Annotated in this window: 13 protein-coding genes; 5 read left to right on the forward strand and 8 right to left on the reverse strand. The window is 65.3% G+C overall.

What is annotated here, in order from left to right:
* Window positions 1-87: 87 nt before the first annotated feature.
* Window positions 88-1,821 (reverse strand): ATP-binding protein, encoded by a 1,734-nt coding sequence (locus tag AMS65_RS04855; protein ID WP_083451492.1) that lies wholly within the window; start codon window positions 1,819-1,821, stop codon window positions 88-90.
* Between the two features lie 665 nt (window positions 1,822-2,486).
* On the opposite strand from AMS65_RS04855, the gene AMS65_RS18660 reads away from it, so the two are divergent.
* From AMS65_RS18660 to AMS65_RS19335, 3 genes are all read left to right on the forward strand, one after another.
* Window positions 2,487-3,404 carry a GIY-YIG nuclease family protein gene (locus AMS65_RS18660; RefSeq protein WP_075200849.1) on the forward strand — a complete coding sequence of 306 codons (918 nt, stop codon included), beginning with the start codon at window positions 2,487-2,489 and terminating at the stop codon, window positions 3,402-3,404.
* A 1,214-nt stretch (window positions 3,405-4,618) separates the two neighbouring features.
* Window positions 4,619-4,891 carry a hypothetical protein gene (locus AMS65_RS04865; RefSeq protein ID WP_053383039.1) on the forward strand — a complete coding sequence of 91 codons (273 nt, stop codon included), beginning with the start codon at window positions 4,619-4,621 and terminating at the stop codon, window positions 4,889-4,891.
* A 414-nt stretch (window positions 4,892-5,305) separates the two neighbouring features.
* On the forward strand, window positions 5,306-5,635 hold the full coding sequence (locus tag AMS65_RS19335; protein ID WP_157502085.1) for a hypothetical protein: 330 nt from the start codon (window positions 5,306-5,308) through the stop codon (window positions 5,633-5,635).
* Window positions 5,636-6,084: 449 nt separating this feature from the next.
* Here AMS65_RS19335 and AMS65_RS04870 read toward each other — a convergent pair whose 3' ends face one another.
* The 3 genes from AMS65_RS04870 to AMS65_RS04880 are packed head-to-tail and all read right to left on the reverse strand — an operon-like array spanning window position 6,085 to window position 8,921.
* On the reverse strand, window positions 6,085-6,492 hold the full coding sequence (locus tag AMS65_RS04870; protein ID WP_053383040.1) for a Rid family hydrolase: 408 nt from the start codon (window positions 6,490-6,492) through the stop codon (window positions 6,085-6,087).
* A 12-nt stretch (window positions 6,493-6,504) separates the two neighbouring features.
* Window positions 6,505-7,581: a threonine aldolase family protein gene (locus tag AMS65_RS04875; protein WP_053383041.1), complete on the reverse strand. Its 1,077-nt coding sequence runs from the start codon at window positions 7,579-7,581 to the stop codon at window positions 6,505-6,507.
* 29 nt (window positions 7,582-7,610) lie between these two features.
* Entirely contained in the window at window positions 7,611-8,921 is a 1,311-nt protein-coding gene (locus AMS65_RS04880) for an MFS transporter (RefSeq protein ID WP_157502087.1), read from the reverse strand.
* Window positions 8,922-9,005: 84 nt separating this feature from the next.
* Here AMS65_RS04880 and AMS65_RS04885 point away from each other — a divergent pair, with 84 nt between their 5' ends.
* Window positions 9,006-9,500, forward strand: a complete 495-nt coding sequence (locus AMS65_RS04885; RefSeq protein ID WP_053383042.1) for a winged helix-turn-helix transcriptional regulator — start codon at window positions 9,006-9,008, stop codon at window positions 9,498-9,500.
* Window positions 9,501-9,650: 150 nt separating this feature from the next.
* Window positions 9,651-13,115, forward strand: coding sequence for a MobF family relaxase (gene mobF / locus AMS65_RS04890; RefSeq protein ID WP_241489340.1), 3,465 nt, complete (start codon window positions 9,651-9,653; stop codon window positions 13,113-13,115).
* 47 nt (window positions 13,116-13,162) lie between these two features.
* Here mobF and AMS65_RS04895 read toward each other — a convergent pair whose 3' ends face one another.
* From AMS65_RS04895 to AMS65_RS04910, 4 genes are all read right to left on the reverse strand, one after another.
* On the reverse strand, window positions 13,163-14,914 hold the full coding sequence (locus AMS65_RS04895) for a copper resistance protein CopC (RefSeq protein ID WP_053383043.1): 1,752 nt from the start codon (window positions 14,912-14,914) through the stop codon (window positions 13,163-13,165).
* On the reverse strand, window positions 14,911-15,660 hold the full coding sequence (locus AMS65_RS04900) for a YcnI family copper-binding membrane protein (RefSeq protein WP_083451493.1): 750 nt from the start codon (window positions 15,658-15,660) through the stop codon (window positions 14,911-14,913). The genes AMS65_RS04895 and AMS65_RS04900 overlap by 4 nt, the downstream gene beginning before the upstream one ends.
* Before the next feature lie 75 nt (window positions 15,661-15,735).
* Window positions 15,736-16,977, reverse strand: a complete 1,242-nt coding sequence (locus AMS65_RS04905) for a Dyp-type peroxidase (RefSeq protein ID WP_053383044.1) — start codon at window positions 16,975-16,977, stop codon at window positions 15,736-15,738.
* The gene (locus AMS65_RS04910; RefSeq protein WP_053383045.1) at window positions 16,977-17,558 is read right to left on the reverse strand and encodes a copper chaperone PCu(A)C; all 582 of its coding nucleotides are present in this window, start codon (window positions 17,556-17,558) and stop codon (window positions 16,977-16,979) included. Before AMS65_RS04910 ends, AMS65_RS04905 begins: the two co-directional genes overlap by 1 nt.
* Window positions 17,559-17,605: the final 47 nt, after the last annotated feature.

The raw sequence follows: 17,605 nt of genomic DNA on the forward strand, positions 1-17,605 counted from the left end.
GCGCCCTCGAGGCTGACGACGAACTCTTCAACGCCATCCATCGTCGCGCGCCTTCGGCGATGAGATCTGGGTCTTAGATTCAACGCCTCAATCGAAGATCTGGAGGAGGTCAGGCATTCGTGGTTCTTCTGGGACCTCACCTCTCACGACGTACTTGCGGTGCCGGCTCTGCGGGGGTGCAGTCGCATGCACCCATCCCTCATCAACGAGCCGCCGCAGCCGCGCGCGAGCAGTTCCGAGCGCGAGTCCACTCCATTCGACGATCTGGTGAATGCTCTGGGGATCCTTCCCTGCCAGCCCCCGGATGATCCCAGTGTCGATCTCGTCAGGAAGCGGTGCGCCATCGGCAAGCACGTAGGTTTCGTTTCCGATCCCGCGCAACACTCCTTCGCCTCGTAGATCACTCAGAATCAGCCTGGCCTCGTCCGAATCGATGCGCAGGGTCTCACGCAGATCGTCAACCGAGACCCGGCCCGCTCGACGAGCGATGAGCAGCGCGGCGTCCTCACGAGGCGCAAGGTCTCGGTCCGTGAGATCTCTCAGCCACTCTCGATGCTCGGGTATCTCAGCTCCATGCCGAAAGAGCGTCACCTTGACCTGGTCGGGGCTCACCGTGAACTCTGGCTCTCGGAGTGCGTGAGCCACCATCTCAGACTTCATCAGCCGCACTCCGCCGCCCTGTCCTTCAACGGTGAAGCCCGCCTGGTTCTGCGGAGCCACATGCTGCATGAGCGGTAGCAGCACCTGGTTGCGGCATCGAGAAGTCCCGTCGCCCAGATTGCTCGGCGTCACACCTCCCCAAAGACCGCCAGGGTTCGTGATCTCCACGCGGTCCGCGAACACGTCGACGGTGACCGGCTGCCCAATGAACATCTCTGAATATTCGCGGTGCAGCACCGCATTGGCCACAGCTTCACGAATCACCTTGATCGGGATCTCGGGCACCTCGCGGCGGGTCGTCCCCTCGACTACTGCGTGGGTTCGCAGGTTCCGAACAACGGCCCCCACGGCCTCGTCCACCACATCTGCGAGCTTCCCCATGCACTCCACACGGTCGAGAAACCTGAGCTCGTCCCCCGGCAAGGACTTTTCATTGCCCGGGTGCACCGCGACGTCGACGAGCAGTCGCGGGTAGAACTGCTGCGGGTACGTTCCGGTCGCGAGCAGACCCGCGAGGCGAACTCCGCCATGTTTGTCGAGGACATTGAGGCTGATCAACTGCTCGGCCCGCGTCTTCGCACCGTGCAGCGCCTTGGAGTCAGACCGCCGCGTAATGAGCGCGTCAAGCACTCGATCGTCGAGGTCGGTTTCGTCGGCCTCATCTACAATCTGCCGGTCGGCTTTCGACACGACGAGTTCATGCTGCATTGCAAAGATCTCAGTTGCAGTGAGTTTGATGTCTTTGTCGTCTACTCGCTTGTAGGCACCCCCTACCAGCCCCTTCGCCGTCACGAAGCACGGTTTATGTCCAGGCTGATTCGGCGCAATCGTAATGACGAGCACCGGATGGTCGTCGATCACTTCACGCACCATCCCGTAGGCAGGCGGATTCGTTACTTTGACTCCCTGCGCACCGCCGTCGCCGATGCCCTGGACGAACTGGTCTCGCACGATGTCGATCGCGAATCCCTCGACGGGCACGAACCCGTCGTTCTCGGAAAGTCCGAGCACAATGAGTCCACCTGACGTGTTGGCGAAAGCGCTGACGCTATCCCAGACATCAGAGCTGAGCTTCTTTTCACTGCTCTTCACTTCGACCAAGGCATCGTCTGTTCCTTGTGCGCGCAACCGAGCAATCGTCTCGTCAAACGTTGCCGACATCAACGCACCTCAACTTCTCACCAGTGCAGATCACTCTCAATCAGTGCAGATCACTCTCGATCAGTGTACGTCACTCTCGATCAGTGTACGTCACTCTCGATCAGTGTACGTCACTCTCGATCAGTGTACGTCACTTCCTATCAGTGAAGGCCCGTCGCCACGACTGAGACAAAGTGACGATCACTGAGCCGAAGTCAGCAAAGACAGGACTCCCGTTCGAACAGAGCGCGACTATAAGGAACTCAAACGCTCGACCGGCCGGCCCCGACAACCGCGCACGTCGCGCGCTGGACCGTCAGGGGGCTACTCGCACTGGAGCGGTACGGGTGGATCCTGCGACTTCGCGCAGGATGACCTAAAGGACGCGGGGGATGACCGAGGGAGGCGCAGGATGACAGCGTCACCACGTCCACACCAGCGCCGCGAACGACAAAGCGGGCCGGATCTCCGTAGAGATCCGGCCCGCTTCTGCATTTCGTGAACCCGGGGCCTCACATTTCGTGAAATACCCCTCGTGGGTGTTTCAGGAAACCGCGGAGGCCTTGCCACGTAAGAGATCGAGGACGCCCAAGTACAGGATCACAGGTTAAGCGGTACAAAATCACACAGCGGTAGGCAGGTACACCTGTGGACGGTCGTTTGAGGGCAAAGGTTAAAGTTTTCAGATGGAGCGCCACACCACCGGATTCGTCTACGTGATGACAAATGAGGCAATGCCTGGGCTCGTCAAAGTCGGGTTCACTTCGAAGTTGCCGGAGGACCGCACTGCAAAGCTGTACACCACCGGCGTACCATTACCTTTTGACGTCGAGTACCGTTGCCTGACAATGCAACCAGAAGCCGTCGAGCATTTGGCGCACGAATTCCTCGCGGGTCACCGAGTTACGGTGAGGAGAGAGTACTTCCGCGCTGAACCTGAAGCTGCGGTCGAGGCGGTTGAGCAAGCGAATCGGAACCTCAACGGAGTCGTGGGCTGTACTGAAGGAAATGTCACGAGAATTCGACGCGGGGATCGAATAGCGGTTCCCGCGGAGCCGGGCGAGATCTTGCTCCTGCTTCGCCACAGCAATCCGTTTCTCAGTTCATCTTCTTCTCCAGATATTCTCGATGTTTTCCAGGTGCATGATCCACGTAGCCAACTCGAACTCTACGGGATCGGTGGCGCGGAGCAGATCCCGGGGCTTAGTGACCCTGGAGAGGGCCTGTTGCGCGATCCGGTTCCGTATCTGGACCGGGATCAACGTGTATTCAACGGCACGATGGTCGCGATTGAGCGCCTCATTCCTGGGGATCAGCTCCTATGGATTTCTTCTGAAGAACCGGCATCAAGTCGCGTGTTCGAAATTAATGATTGGTGCCAGTTGGTCGGTCGAACTTGGGATCCACGCCTCCTGCAAAACACATTCCCGCCAGTATGGAACTGCCTGGTCAGCGATCTCTCTCCACGGGTCCTACAGCATGCGCAGAAATGCATCAGCATGCTCCCCGTGCCGCGCTCGTGGACAGATGGCCGGACCGCGGCCTCCTCGGATGTTCGACAGAAAGTACTGTCCAGAGAAGAGTGGCTCGGACAACTGCGGTAAATCACTCCCACGGCCCTACCGAGACTCAGCCAGCAAACCGGATCGATGCGATCAGCTTACTGTCGATACACCCGATTGGTCTCTAGCTACGCCAAGGCTGGGCCGGACGAGGCTGACACGCACGACCACATCCACACGTTCTGTCCTATAGGCCCCGATCGGGAACCGGCCCCCGGCTCAGCTCGGCCAGCGCCACCCCAACGACGAAGCGGGCCGGATCTCCGCGGAGGTCCGACCCGCTCCTGAATTCCTGAACAGGGAACTTCACATTAAGCGGGACACCCCTCGTGGGGTACTTGACGAAATCCCACAACCCTTGTCTCACAAAGGACCGGGGAGACCTCTAAGGACAGGATCACAGGTTAAGCGGTACAAAATCACACGGATCCCACGAGCGGGAATGGTGCAACCGCTCGATGGCTGCCCTCTTCGTGAAGATGGGTGCGGTTACAGTGCGATCTTTCGATGGATCTGCCATAGCCCTTTCGAATGGAGTCACCACGATGGCCGCTCCTCCTGAATTTCCCACGCCAGATCGTTGTCGCTTTCGCGTGGCAGTATCAGCATGGATGGGGCCATAAGTGATTCCTGTGGGTACCCATTAGACGACTACATGCACGAAGTTGTCCACAGCTCCGTCCGAGAACAAATCACAGATGTGTAATTCTCGAACACACTTTCGAACCTGGTCAGCGCATAAATCACACGACAGAACCACAGGAACTCTCCACAGATGAGAGTCAAGTTGTCCACAAGATGCCCCTGACCTGGAATTATTCCGTTGGGCAAATGTCGGCGGTGTCAGCTAGCGTTGTATGCGCAGCAAGAAGCCCCGACCTACTGGTCAGGTGTCTGGTTGCAGTAGGTCGGGGCTGACTGTCTTGGTACGACAAGTCGACTCTAGAGGCCAGATGCCTCTTTTGCGAGCGCTATGCAAGTGACGGCCTACTTTTATCGAAATGGAAAGGACGATCATCATGGCGAAGGCCGAAGGATCGGGAAAGCCGTCGAAGAAGGCGCTGAGCGCAGCAGGGAGGACTTTGCAGTCACCCCAGTCAAGCAAGCCCGCAAAATCGAAGGCCGGCTCAACCCTAGGTAAGGGATAGTGCCCGTGGGGCCGCCGAGAATCTTGGCGGCCCCGCTTTCCTTATCCGCATTCGTCTCTGATCGCACTTCCGATCGGCTCCGGGAATCCGGAGAAGGAGTAAGTTGCAATGAAGATTCAGTGGAACGAGCGAGAGTTCAAGCGCCTCATGGAGGATGAGGTCCAGTCGACGGTAGACGATATGGCTGCGGAGTACACGCGAGACCTGAAAGCTCTCACGACCCGCTACACAGGTCGCCCTGTTGAAGAGATCAAGCCCGCGTTGCGTCGCATCTTTCAGCAGCACGACGGCGACCTGACAGATCCGGAGCTGAGCGAGTACGCAGCCCAGATTCATGCTGGCGGCGAAATCGTCTTCACTGCCGACAAGGTCCGCTTCTAGTTCCCTCCGGTGGTGGACGCCCTGGACCCTGGGCGCCCACCACCGATTACCGTTGATCAATAGACGCACCGCACTCTCGATGAGATGTAGCAGCGGAGGGGGCGAGAACAAGCCCAAGCCACCAATCGTGACACTCCCAGCAACAGTGAATCCTCCGACCTCGGTCATCACACCCGGAACGGGCGAACCGACCTCAGTCGAGGAGACAACGGTACGGATTCCTGCAGAGCTTGCGAAAACCAGCGGCAGCACAACCTGGATGGTCGCTGCCCCAGCAGACCTCGCTCTCCTTCTGTGGGGAGGCTGGTATGCGCTCCTAAGATGCGCCGCTAGCCCTGATTCCTACCTGCCGAGACAGTGCAGAAGCGCAAATCCGAGAGCGTCTCATCGTCGGCTTCGAGTCCGTGTTTCCGTATGCGCTTCGAAATCACCGCGTTCGCTTCATCCGGCGGGTCAGCAAATAGGATCCTCAAAGACCGACCAGGCGCAAACCTCGGAGACGCGAAAAGCCGCAGCGCACGCGGCTTCGCTTTCACTTCCCTGATCACCACACTCGGCGTCGCTGTCACCAACCTCACCCGCATCGTCGCTGGCTTCACGAGGCTCGCGAAGAAGACCGCGCGGACTTCCGGCCCGGGCAGCAGCAGGCGCCGCCGTACCGACGGCACCGGCAATCCTCTGCCCCGCGTTGAGGAACCCGTCGAGTCCTGCACCGACGAACCACCTGGCGTCAGTCGCGAATAGTCTCTCGCTGCCCCTGAGCTGAACACAAAACCGACCAGCCCCGCCAGGGGCTATTCGTGCTGGAGCAGCACTCGCCGCGAGGGCACATTTGCTCCCCCGAGCTCGCACAGAGGCGCTCTCACGACGAAGCGGGCCGGATCTCCGTAAAGATCCGGCCCGCTTCTGTATTCCGTGAAATCGAGGCCTCACATTTCGCGGGATACCCCTCGTGCGCGAGGGGGGACTTGAACTGACCTCGACCCCCGCGCGCCGCGAATCTGCACCGGGCGTTTAGCCGCATAAAATCAACGATCTACGGCATCTGACCTGTGGATAACTCCACCGCGATACCCCGACCTAAGGGTTGCTTAGCACTTTCGTTAGCACTTTCGTTAGCACTCTCGCGGCCGTGGAAGCCATCGATTCTCACTTCAGTGACTCTCGCAGTGGGCCAAGCCGAAGTGACCTCACTATCTCGTTAGTGCCCCGGTCCGGTAGGCTACCGCGTCAATCTCGATGTCGAAGGGGCCGGACCAGGACGCGATCGGAACGAACACTCTTGTCGGCGCGGTGCCGGGAAAGAATCGCGTGTAGACCTCATTGATCGTCGCGTAGTGGCCGGAGTTCGCTGCGTAGATCCGCACGTTCACCACGTCGTCGAGCGTCGCGTCGGCCGCGGCGAGGCATGCGGTGAGGGCGCGCATGCAGGTCTCGGTCTGCACGGCGATATCGCCTCGGACAAGCTCGCCGGTCTCGGGGTCGTATGGCGGGAGCCCGGAGACGAAGACGGTGGGTCCGGCGATGTTGACCAGGGTCAGCGGCACGCCGAGCTTCTGGAAAGTCTCTGTCAGGACCGGGACGTCGACGACGTTTCGCACGCTGAGGGCTCCTCAGTATCCGGTGACGGGAGCGGTTGCGCCCGTGCGGTCGATGGTGGCCATGACGTCGCGGATGATGCCCAGCGACTGGTCGACGTCCTGCTCGGTGATATCGAGGTAGAACACGGCGCGGACGCTGTCGGCCCCGGTGGGCAGCATCCACAGCCCCCGCTCGTGGAGTTGATCGACAAAGGTCGCAGCGGATGCGCGGTCTAGCCGGTAGCGAACGATGTTGGTGTGCACGGCTGCCGGGTCGATCACGACTCCGTCGATGTCTGTGAGGCCGGTGGCGAAGCGCTGGGCCAGCTCGTGCGTGCGCGGTAGGAGCTCCCGGTGGTGGTAGAGCGCGTGCAGCGCTCCGGCGGCGATGATGCCAGCCTGGCGAAACCCGCCGCCGAAGCCCTGCTTGAAGCGGCGCGCCCGGTCCATCAGTTCCTTCGGGCCGGCGAGGCAGGAGCCGATCGGCGCGCCGAGGGCCTTGGAGAAGCAGACGCTCACGGTGTCGAACGGGGCCGCATAGTCGGCCTCCAGGATGCCGGTCGCTGCGGTCGCATGCCAGAGCCGTGCTCCGTCGAGATGGGCGGCGAGGCCGAGATGCTTGGCGGTCTCGGCGACGTCGGTGAGCTGATCGAGGGGCCAGATCGTACCGCCGCCGTTGTTGTGGGTGTTCTCCGCGCACAGCAACGTCACCGGCGACGGGATCGTGGAGGGGAAGAACGGGTGTGGGGCCCCGACGAACTCCGTCACCTGGTCGGCGGTAAACAGGCCCTGCTGCCCGGGGATGAGGCGGGGTAGGACGCCGGAGATCGCCGAGGGCGCGCCGCCTTCGAGGGCGTAGACGTGGGCGGACTGCTCGAACAGGACGGCGTCGCCGGGCTCGGTGTGGGCGCGGATGCCGACCTGGTTGGTCATCGTGCCGGTGGGCATGTAGACCGCGTCCTCCTTGCCCAGCAGGCGTGCGGTCTCGGCTTCGAGCTCCTTGACGGTGGGGTCGTCGCTGTAGACGTCGTCTCCGACGACTGCCGTCGCGATCGCCTGGCGCATGGCATCGGTGGGACGGGAACAGGTATCGGAACGCAGGTCGATCATAGGGTCCTTCTTTCGATCGGATGTAGCGGTCATTGGGACGCTGCGGGCACGGCGCTCTGCAGCGTGCTATCGCGACGGCGCTTGACCGCTATGGACAGCACGGCCGCGACACCGCACATGACGGCTCCGCCCCACCAGGCGTAGGTGTACTCGCCGAAGACGTCACGGATGACGCCCGCGCCGAAGGCCGCCGCAGCGGCTCCGAGCTGGTGGGCGGCGAATACCCAGCCGAAGACGATCGTGCCGCGCTCCCCGAAGATCTCCCGGCACAGCGCCGAGGTCGGCGGCACGGTGGCGACCCAGTCGAGGCCATAGATGACAATGAACAGCACCATGCTCGGGTGCACGGCATCCGACAGCAGCCACGGCAACAGCAACAGACCGACGCCACGGAAGCCGTAGTAGGCGACCAGCAACTTGCGAGGGTCGAACTTGTCGGTTAGCCAACCGGATACCACGGTACCGGCGATGTCGAAGATCCCGACGACGGCGAGGAGACCGGCGGCGGTCGTGGTGGGCATACCGTGATCGTGGGCGGAGGGGATGAAGTGGATGCCGATGAGCCCGTTGGTCGTCGCGCCGCAGATCGCGAACGCGATCGCCAGCGCCCAGAACGAGCGATGCCGGGCCGCGAAGGCGAGACCCTCCAGTGCGCGCCGGGTCGCCCCACCCGCAGCTCTGACCGGGGGGACATGCGTTTCCGGGACTGCTCCGTAGGGCAGCACGCCGCGGTCCTCGGGGCGGTCCCGCAGCACCAACCACACGATCGGCACCACAATCAGCGCAGCGGCCCCGATGAGCAGGGACGCCGGTCGCCACCCTGTGGACTCTGCCAGGGCGGCGACCGGCGGGAGGAAGATCAGCTGTCCCGTGGCCGAGCCTGCGGTGAGAATACCCATCACCAGTCCGCGGCGCTGGACGAACCACCGATTCGCGATCGTGGCCGCGAACACGAGCGCCATTGACCCCGTGCCCAGACCGATCAGCAGGCCCCAGAAGATCAGCAGCTGCCAGGAAGCAGTCATCAACACGCTGCCCCCGGCCCCGGCGGCGACGAGCACCAGTGCTGCGGCTACGACCTGACGGATCCCGAAGCGGTCCATCAGCGCCGCGGCGAACGGCGCGGTCAAACCGTAGAGCACGAGGTTCACGCTGACGGCCAGCGACATGATGCTCGTCGACCAGCCGAACTCCTCATGCAGCGGCACCATGAGCGCGCCCGGAGCCGCGCGGAACCCAGCGGCGGCCAGCAGCGCGAGGAACGCGACGGCAGCGACCCACCATGCCGGGTGCACCCGATAGTGCTTCACGCTCGTGGGGGGTGCGGGAATCGTAGGCAACGGACGCTCCTATCGTGCAGATAACTTTCTTCAACGAAGTTACACTAGGGGGTAGCGTCGAGCAAGGACGAAAGGACCCGAGACATGCCTCTGCGATCTGACTGGACCGGCGAGTTCTGCCCCATCAAGCGCTCCCTCGACGTGCTCGGGGACCCCTGGGTGCTCGTCATCGTCCGCGACGTCCTCCACGGCCGGGGCCGCTTCGACGCGCTGCGCGACAACCTCCGGATCTCCGAGGCAGTGCTCAGCCGCCGCCTGCGCGCGATGGTCGGGGCGGGGCTGCTCGTCCGGGTCGACTATCAGGACGGCGGCCGCACCCGTCAGGGGTATGCGGCGACGGAGGCGGCGACCGAGCTGCTGCCGATCCTCCAGCAGCTCGCCCTTTGGGGCGAGAAGCACACGGCGATGCCCGAGGGTGGCGCGCACATGGCGATGATCCACGAGACATGCGGGAACGAGACGACCCAGGGACAGGTGTGTAGCGCCTGCGGCAAGGTCCTCGTTGCAGAGCAGATGACATGGGTCAAGCCCTGGAAAGATGCCCGCGACAGGCTCCAACCAGTCGGGTCACTCGTCTAGCCGATACCCCCGCCCGCTTTCCAGAGCGCCGCAACTCCGACTTCCAGTGCTCGGCCGACGTCACCAAGCGACACCTCACCCTGCCCTATTCTTCTGAATGAACGTATGCTACCGTGGTAGATACGTTGGTTTCTGTAGTAGAAACACCAGGTGGTGATCCTCATGCACGGCGGCGTGATCCTGTTCCGGGGAACCGGAGCCGACGCGCGCCGGTACGTCGAGGCCGACCGCTCCCGCGCCGATGACTACTACCTCGGCTCAGATGCGTCTGTGGCCGCGTTCACCGCGCTCGATAGCGCCGGGAACGTGACCGTCGCGCTCGGGCTCGACCCGGAGGCGTATGCGGCGTGGGTGGATTCGGTGAACCCGGTCACGGGCGAGTCGATGGGCACGCCCCGTCTCCCGGGTGTCGGGAAACAGGGGTCGCCGCGGTTCGCGGAAATGGTGGTGAACGCCCCGAAGTCGCTCTCGATTGCCGCAACGCTCCACCCGGAGGTCTCCGAAGCGCTCGATGCGGCGCAGCAGGACGCGGTGGCAGAAATTCAGGCGTGGCTCGCCCAGCACTCCGTGACCCGTGTCGGGCCGCGCGGCAAGCAGGAGGTCGTGCCCGTCCAGCAGTTGCAGACGGTCGCGGTCTCGCACCGCACATCGCGTGCGGGCGATCCGCACCGGCATATCCACTTCCAGATCGGCACCCGCGTGTGGGCGGCCGGGAAGTGGCGGGCGCTGGATACGGCGGCGTTGTTCCGGCAGCAGGGCGCGATCCGCGCGCTCGGCACCGCCGTGATCGCCGCGCACCCGGAGCTTGCGGAGGTGCTGGATCGGCACGGTCTGACCCTTGATCCGGTATCGGGCGAGGTGGTCGAGCTCGAGCGGTTCAACGGGGTGATGAGCAAGCGCGGCGAGCAGGTGCGCAAGCACCTGGAACGCTTCGAGGCCGAGTGGGAGGCGGCGCATCCGGGCGAGGCGATGGGGCCGGTCGTCTCGGCCCTGCTCGCGGCGAAAGCGTGGGCGCACGAGCGGCCCGCGAAGAAGCCCACCACCCTGCACGAAGAGCAGGCGTGGGTGACTGAGCTGCGCGACGCCGGCTACGACCCGGAGACGTTGCGCCGGCCTGTGCGCCGTGCGCCGGTGTTGCTGGATGACCTGTCCGTGCAGACCGTGGCGACCCGTGCATTGGATCGGTGCGCCGCCGGTGGTTCGGCGTGGACGCGGCACACGGTGCAGGAGCACGCGACCAGGATCATGACCGAGTACGGCGTGCAAGCCGCACCCGCCGAGGTACGCGAGTTCGTGCGCATCGCAACCGTGCTGGCGATGGAGGATTGCTTCTCGATCCTCCCGCCTGGCGCACCGACGCCGGAGCATGTGGCGCACCTGACGAGCCTGTGCGTGGTGCAGGCCGAGACGGAACTGCGCGACCTCCTGACCGCACGAGTGCCGAAGCGGGAGCCGAAGCACCTCGACGTGCAGGGCGCGGCGCAGGCGCGGGGCCTGGATGCCGGGCAGGAGCGCGCCGCCGCCGCGGTCGCATCGCACGATCCGCTCGTGGTCGTGGAGGGTGCCGCGGGTGCGGGCAAGACCACGATGCTCGGTGTCGCTATCGAGGTCGCGGCGCAGCATGGCCGGGTGTCGCGGGTGGTTGCGCCGACGTTGCGCGCCGCGCAGGTCGCGCAGCAGGAACTCGGGGTGCCCGCGAGCAGTGTTGCGGCGCTCGTGCACGCGCACGGCTGGCGCTGGAACGATGACGGCGTATGGACGCGCCTCGCACCCGGCGACACCGACCCCGAGACGGGCCGCACCTATCGCGGCCCGACCGAGAATGCGCGGCTCGTGCGGGGTGAGCGGGTGATCGTGGACGAGGCCGGGATGCTCGACCAAGACACCGCAATCGCCCTCCTGACCGTCACCGCCGAGGCGGGCGCGACGGTCGCACTGGTCGGGGATCGCGCGCAGCTCGCCGCGGTCGGTCGTGGCGGGGTGCTCGATATGGCCGCGCACATTCGGGGGCGCACGTTCGATATGGCCGAGGTGCACCGCTTCACCGACCCCGCCTACGCCGAAGTCACGCTGCGGATGCGCGACGGCAGAAACCCCGGCGATGTGTTCGACCAGCTCGCCGGGCTCGGTCTCATCCGTCTGCACGACAGCGGCGACGAGGCGCGCGAGCACATCGCCCAGCAGCGGCAGGACAGCGAAGCGATCACCGTCAGCACGAACGACGAGGCCCGCACCGTCAACGCCCGCATCCGTGAGGAACGAGTCTCGCAAGGTGTCGTCGACGACACGACGACCGTGTACGGGAACGACGGCCTGCCTATCGGGGCCGGGGATGTGATTCAGACGCGGAAGAACAACACCGATGTGGGCGTGGCGAATCGGCAGCAGTGGGTCGTGCAGCACGTCGAGGACGACGGCGCGCTCTCCGTGCGCGAGGCCGGGAGCGGGCGGAAGCGGCAGCGCACCCTGCGCCTCCCCGCCGAGTATGTGGCCGAGCACGCGCACCTGTCGTATGCGGCGACCGCCTACGGGGTGCAGGGCGCGACCGTCGCAGGGTCGCACACGATCCTCACCGACGCGACCAGCGCCGCAGGCGTGTATGTCGGCATGACCCGTGGGCGGGAGTCGAACGTGCTGCACGTCGTCGCCGAGAGCCAGGCTGACGCCAGGGCGCAGTTCATCGAGGCGATGGAGCGCGACCGCGCCGACCGCGGACTTGCTGATGCCACCCGCCGCGCCGTCGAGGAAGTGGCCGGGCTGACTGAGAACGGCCCCGTGCGGTTCGTGAACGACGAGATAGCGGCGCTCGACAAGTGTGCGGCAACGGCTGAGGCGCAGGCGGCACGCTGGCAACAGGTCAGCGCCGCTCTTGCCGACCTCAGCGCCAGTGAGGCCGAGGTACGGGCGAGGGCGCGAGCGGCCGAGCAGACCGCACGGCAGCATGCTGAGCAAGTGCGTGTCGAGGTCGCCGCGCCCGTCGTCTCCTCGGCGAGAGGGGCACTCACCGACTGGGAGCAGGCCGACGCCGCTGAACAGGAAGCCAGCGAGCAGGTGCGGGCGGCGGCGTGGTTCGGGAAGCGCCGCGCCCGCGACAAGCACCAGAACGCCCAAGCGCGCACCGCCGCGGCACGCCAGCAGGTGACCGGCGAGTGGGGTGAGCTGCCGAGGTGGAACGAACGCGCGGATGCGTGGGTGGAGCGAGTCACCAAGCCCAGGATCGAGAACGACCCGCGCGTGATCGACGCCGAGCAAGAGCACCGGGCGGCACGCGACGCGCTGCTGCACCGGCCAGAGCGCGCACAGACCGAACGACTCGTCGCGTTCGCGCGAGTGTTCGGCTCGGAGCGGGTGATCCGCAATCAGCAGGCGTACCTCACCACCAGTCCCGCGCAACAAGCCGCACGAGCAACGAACACCGCGAGGCAGGCGCGGGAGGAAGCCGAGCTGCTGCGCTCGCTCACCCCGGCCGAGGCCGCAGAGAGGATGGAGCAGACCCGCGCAGCGCAGTCCGTGCGGGAAGCTCAGCGTGCCAAGCGGGAGCGGGCCATGTCGCACGACTACGAGGAGCAGCATCGGAACGCACCCCGGTACGATGGCCCGGCGCGCGGGCTCTAGTGGGGTCAAAGCGCAGTACAATGCGCCGCTAGAAGCCGCCCTACACCCTAACGAACGGTAACGGGGATCATCGCGATGGGTTGGGTGTAGGTGTCGATGCGGGTTGTGACCTGGATCTGCCACTCGCCCGCCACGGGCATCGTGAGCACCGCCTCATACTCGCCAGTGGTCGCGTCGAACCGCGGGGTTGCGTTGAACGGGCCGAGTTCCTGCTCGGGTAAGCGCGCCTCGACGGTTACCTCTTCGGTAGTGATGGGTTCACCCTTGTATTCCAGACGGAACGTGACCGTGTTCTTGCCGGTGGTGGCCGGCGTGACCGTACCGTCGACGGTCAGCCCTTGCGACTCGGCATGCACGGCCGTCTCTTGCGCCGAGGGTGCGGTGGTCTCGTCGGTGCCGTGCGAGTGCTCGGGAGTCGTGGTGGGGCTGGTATTGGTGAGGAACCCGGTGACCGCAAGCACCGCGACCAGCAGTACGGCCTCGGCAGTGAGAGTGCGGCGCAAGCTCACCCACTGCCGCTCGTCGGCCAGGTGCCGGGTGATGCGGGGCAGGAGGTCGTTGCGGTTCCATGCGGCGACCGCGATGACCGCTCCGACGATGATGAGCTTGATCGTGAGGAGCAGGCCGTACCCGCTGCTGACGAGGGCCTGCCAGGAACCGACGATGAGCACGGCCATGATGGTGCCGCTGACCGCGAGCAGGATCACGCTGTACAGTGCGAACCGCGAGAACCGGGCGACCACCCCGGCCACGTCACTGGGCGGAATGCGCGGGCGTCCACCACGCACTGCCGGGCGCGCGGCACGAAGATACAGCAGGAGTCCGGTGACGCCGCCGAGCCAGAACGCCCCAGTGACGAGGTGACCGTAGTCTGCGACGAGCATCACCCACACGGGTTGAACGGTCTGGGTGTGCCCAACCAGGAGCGGTGCGGCAAGCGCGAGGGCCGCGCACCCGAGCGCCCAGGCCCTGCCCGCAGCACCTCGCGAGCGGGATCCCAGAATCGTGGCGGCGAGGCCGAGCACGGTGACGAGAGTAGCGGCGGCGAGAAGTTGCCAGGAGACACCAGGCATCCAAGTGCTTACGGGGAGGAGCACGAGGTCGCCCCTCTCGGGCAGGTAAGTGATGAACTCGCGGCCGGTGACGCGCGACCCCGACGCTGGAATGAGCAGCAGCGACGCGACCACCGCTGTGCCAATGGCATAGTGCAGGATCCGGCGGGTGCCTCGGGTCGGGGCTTCGTCGCGGCGGAGCACGATGCGGTCGAAGCACAAGAGTCCCGCCAGGAGGAGCAGTCCGAGGTACTGCGCGACAGTAAGCAATGACACGATGGTGTCGGTCACGACCGGATCGGCGGGGGCCGTGCTCGTGTCCGGGGCAGTGTAGTCGCCTTCACCGATCTGGAATGTGAGCGCCCCGCCGATGGGATGCCCGTCAGCAGACACGACCCGGTAGGCGAGCGCATACGCGCCCTCACCGAGATCGTCGGGCAAGGTGATCGTGACGGTCGTATCGACCGTGCGAGCAGTGAGCACCACGGGGGTGCCGTCGCCGGGGAAGAGACGCATCGCGTCTTCGATCAGCTGCACGGGCTCATTGAACCGCAGCTCCACGGTGTCCGGTGCCGCGTCGAGCACGGCAGCGTCCTCGGGATTCGTGCTCAGCAGTTCGGCGTGCGCCTGCGCGGGTGCGACCCCGGCCCCGAACACGAACAGCAGCCCGAGCAGCAGCGCTCCCACCGCACGCAGGATCATGCGCCCTGCGTGCGGTGGGAGCTCCCCGGCGACGGTGAGGGTCATGCCTGCTTGCGCCCCCGGATCAGCGCGATCACACCCGCGATCAGGCCCAGCCCACCGATGACGAGCGCGGTAGTCACGAGCGGCGTCTGGTCATTGCTCGCGGCCGTCTCCTCGTTGTGCGCCGCAGCCTCCCCGGTGTTCGCTTCGGAGGCCTCATCCCCATGGCCGTGGCTGTCGCCGCTTGCTGCGACGACCTCGAAGCCGGGTGCGGGCAGCTCGAGTTCATGGGGATCCTGCCCGTCTGCGGGGATCTGCACCCACGCCAACTCGCCCTCTTCACAGGTCTGCACCGCTGGGAAATACAGCATCGAACCTGCCGCCTCCTCGGGGAGCTGCAGCGACAGCTCGAACACGTCGCGCTGATCGGCAGGCAGCGGCGTCGAGGCCGTGTAGACGACCTCGGCGACCCGCTCGGTGACCTCGTTGCCGTGCGCGTCGGTGATCGGGGTGTCCAACTGCTCCATGGTCTTCTCGACCGTGTAGAAGCTGTTGCGGGTCGGGGTGACCGCGTTGATCCCGTCCGGGATCTGGATCGCAACCTTCGTCGTCGGCGAGGCGTCGCAGCCGTGAGGAACGCTGAGGGTCACGACCGCGTATGCGCCTGCCTCGTTCGTGTTCGGGCTCGCACCGACATGCGCGTGAGCACTTGCCGCGCCCCCGAGCGTGAGCGCGACTGCGCCGAGCAGGGCCGCACCGCTCACGAGGAGGGGGCGCTTCTTGGAATCGGTGTTGGTGTTCATGTTCATGATTTCTTTCTTTCAAATGATGTGTGTGATGTGTATTCTTGGTGCGCTGCGACCTCGCGGAGATGCCGCCATGGGTCAGCGCAGCAGGGTATCGCCGATGAAGCCGCCCTCCGCACAGCCGGGCGGGATCGCGAACACCGCCGACCCGATCGGGGTCGTCCACTCGTTGAGCAGATCGAGCTCGTCCAGACGGCGCTGGATCGGCACGAACTGCCGCTCCACGTCGGCCTGGTAGGAGACGAAGATCAACCCCGACTCCGACAGCTCATCACCCGCAGGCGGGCCCTGATAGTTGTAGGCACGACGGAAGATCCGCTCGTGAGCCTCGACCGGGCGGGCCCTCGCCATATGGGAGAACTCCGGGATCACCGTGAACCCGATCGGGGTCTTCGCCTCGAAGTCAGGTTCATCGAACTCAGCCGCCGCCCCGTGCGGGCTGCTCGTGAGCGGTGCGCCGTTGGACTGGAACCGGCCGATGGATTGGTCGCGTCCGGAACGGTCGAGACGATCCCACTTGTCCAGATCCATCCGGATCCTACGGATCACCGCCCCCGTGCCGCCTGAAAGCCAGCCCCCCGTGGCCCACACGACCTCGTCGAAGTCGGCGGTACCGGGGGCGGGGTTGGTGGTGCCGTCGACCTGCCCGAACAGGTTCCGCATCGTCGTGCCCGGCTTCACCGAACCGTGCGCGCGCCGGAACCCGGCCTGCGTCCACCGCACAGCCGCGAAGCTGCGCGTGTCCTTGAGGAGCATCCGGGTCGCGTGCGCGACCGTGACCGGGTCGTCCGAGGCGACCTGGATCAGCAGATCCCCGTCACCGTACTCCGGTTGGAGCTGGTCGATGCCGAACGCGGGCAACGGCCCCAACCACTCTGGGCTGGGGCCGCCCGCGCGGGCGACGAGGCCCGGCCCGAACCCGAACGTCACCGTCAGGCGGGCCGGTGCGACCGCGAGTTCCGGTTCGGAATCCGCGAGCGGCGGCACACCCTGTGTGAGCCGTGCCGCATCATCCGTGAGGATTCCCATCATGCGCCGCAGCCCATCCCGGTCAGTCTCGGGGCGTAGGTCGAGGCCGATGAACATGGCGTGCGCCTGCGCATCGGTATCCACCCCGGCCTGATGTGCACCGTAGAACGGCACCCTCTCGCTACCGTTCAGCGGCATCAACGCAGGCGCATCACCGCCGCGTGGGGTGAGGGCGTAGTCGATGCCGAGTGCGGCGGCCGCACCGACCCCGGCGGCGGCCCCTCCGAGGAGAAACTGCCGCCGGGTCGACGACGCCTTGCCGGACGGCTCGCCCCGGTCGGGGGCGCTCATCAGTGCTCGCTGTGGTCGGCGTCGTCGTGGTTCATGTCGCCATGATCCATGTCGCCCTCATACGTCTCGTTTGCGCCCGCGTAGTCCTTCGCGACGGCCGTGAACTCGAACGTGGAGCCGTCGGAGAACGTGAGGGTGAACGTCACCTCTTGACCGGCCTGGATCGCCTCCGGGAGTTCCATCAGCATGAGATGGTTCCCGCCGGGTTCCAGGTGCAGGTGGTCGTTCGCGGGGATCGTGAAGCCGCCCTCGACCTCCCGCATCACCATCTGCCCCGAATCGTTCTCGACGGTCTCGTGGAGTTCCATCATCGGCGACGCCGACGATTCCACCGACACCACCGTCACGTCCTGGTCTGAGGCGTTCTCGAGCGTGCCGAACGCGGCCGTCATCTCGCCCGGCGTCGCGGTCTTCACCCACGCGTCCTCGATCGTGACCGAGTCCGCCTGGGTCACCTGCGCGGCAGATTCCTCCTGCTGCGTGTTCGTGCCGCCGGTGGCCCCGGTCGCGCATCCGGTCAGCGCCAGCAGCGCCACCCCGAACACGGCCCCGGCGCGCGCGGCGCGATTGCGAATCTTCATCATTGGTTTCTTGTGCCTCTCAAACATGCATACTCCCGACCACCAGG

It is taken from the genome of Leucobacter celer subsp. astrifaciens, assembly GCF_001273835.1.
GTDB lineage: Bacteria > Actinomycetota > Actinomycetes > Actinomycetales > Microbacteriaceae > Leucobacter > Leucobacter celer.

What these genes read in the sequence shown, in the direction of transcription:
- AMS65_RS04855 (WP_083451492.1), bottom strand. Translation starts at nt 1,821, where the DNA reads ATGTCGGCAACGTTTGACGAGACGATTGCTCGGTTGCGCGCACAAGGA.
- AMS65_RS18660 (WP_075200849.1), top strand. Translation starts at nt 2,487, where the DNA reads ATGGAGCGCCACACCACCGGATTCGTCTACGTGATGACAAATGAGGCA.
- AMS65_RS04865 (WP_053383039.1), top strand. Translation starts at nt 4,619, where the DNA reads ATGAAGATTCAGTGGAACGAGCGAGAGTTCAAGCGCCTCATGGAGGAT.
- AMS65_RS19335 (WP_157502085.1), top strand. Translation starts at nt 5,306, where the DNA reads ATGCGCTTCGAAATCACCGCGTTCGCTTCATCCGGCGGGTCAGCAAAT.
- AMS65_RS04875 (WP_053383041.1), bottom strand. Translation starts at nt 7,581, where the DNA reads ATGATCGACCTGCGTTCCGATACCTGTTCCCGTCCCACCGATGCCATG.
- AMS65_RS04885 (WP_053383042.1), top strand. Translation starts at nt 9,006, where the DNA reads ATGCCTCTGCGATCTGACTGGACCGGCGAGTTCTGCCCCATCAAGCGC.
- AMS65_RS04895 (WP_053383043.1), bottom strand. Translation starts at nt 14,914, where the DNA reads ATGACCCTCACCGTCGCCGGGGAGCTCCCACCGCACGCAGGGCGCATG.
- AMS65_RS04900 (WP_083451493.1), bottom strand. Translation starts at nt 15,660, where the DNA reads ATGAACATGAACACCAACACCGATTCCAAGAAGCGCCCCCTCCTCGTG.
- AMS65_RS04905 (WP_053383044.1), bottom strand. Translation starts at nt 16,977, where the DNA reads ATGAGCGCCCCCGACCGGGGCGAGCCGTCCGGCAAGGCGTCGTCGACC.
- AMS65_RS04910 (WP_053383045.1), bottom strand. Translation starts at nt 17,558, where the DNA reads ATGAAGATTCGCAATCGCGCCGCGCGCGCCGGGGCCGTGTTCGGGGTG.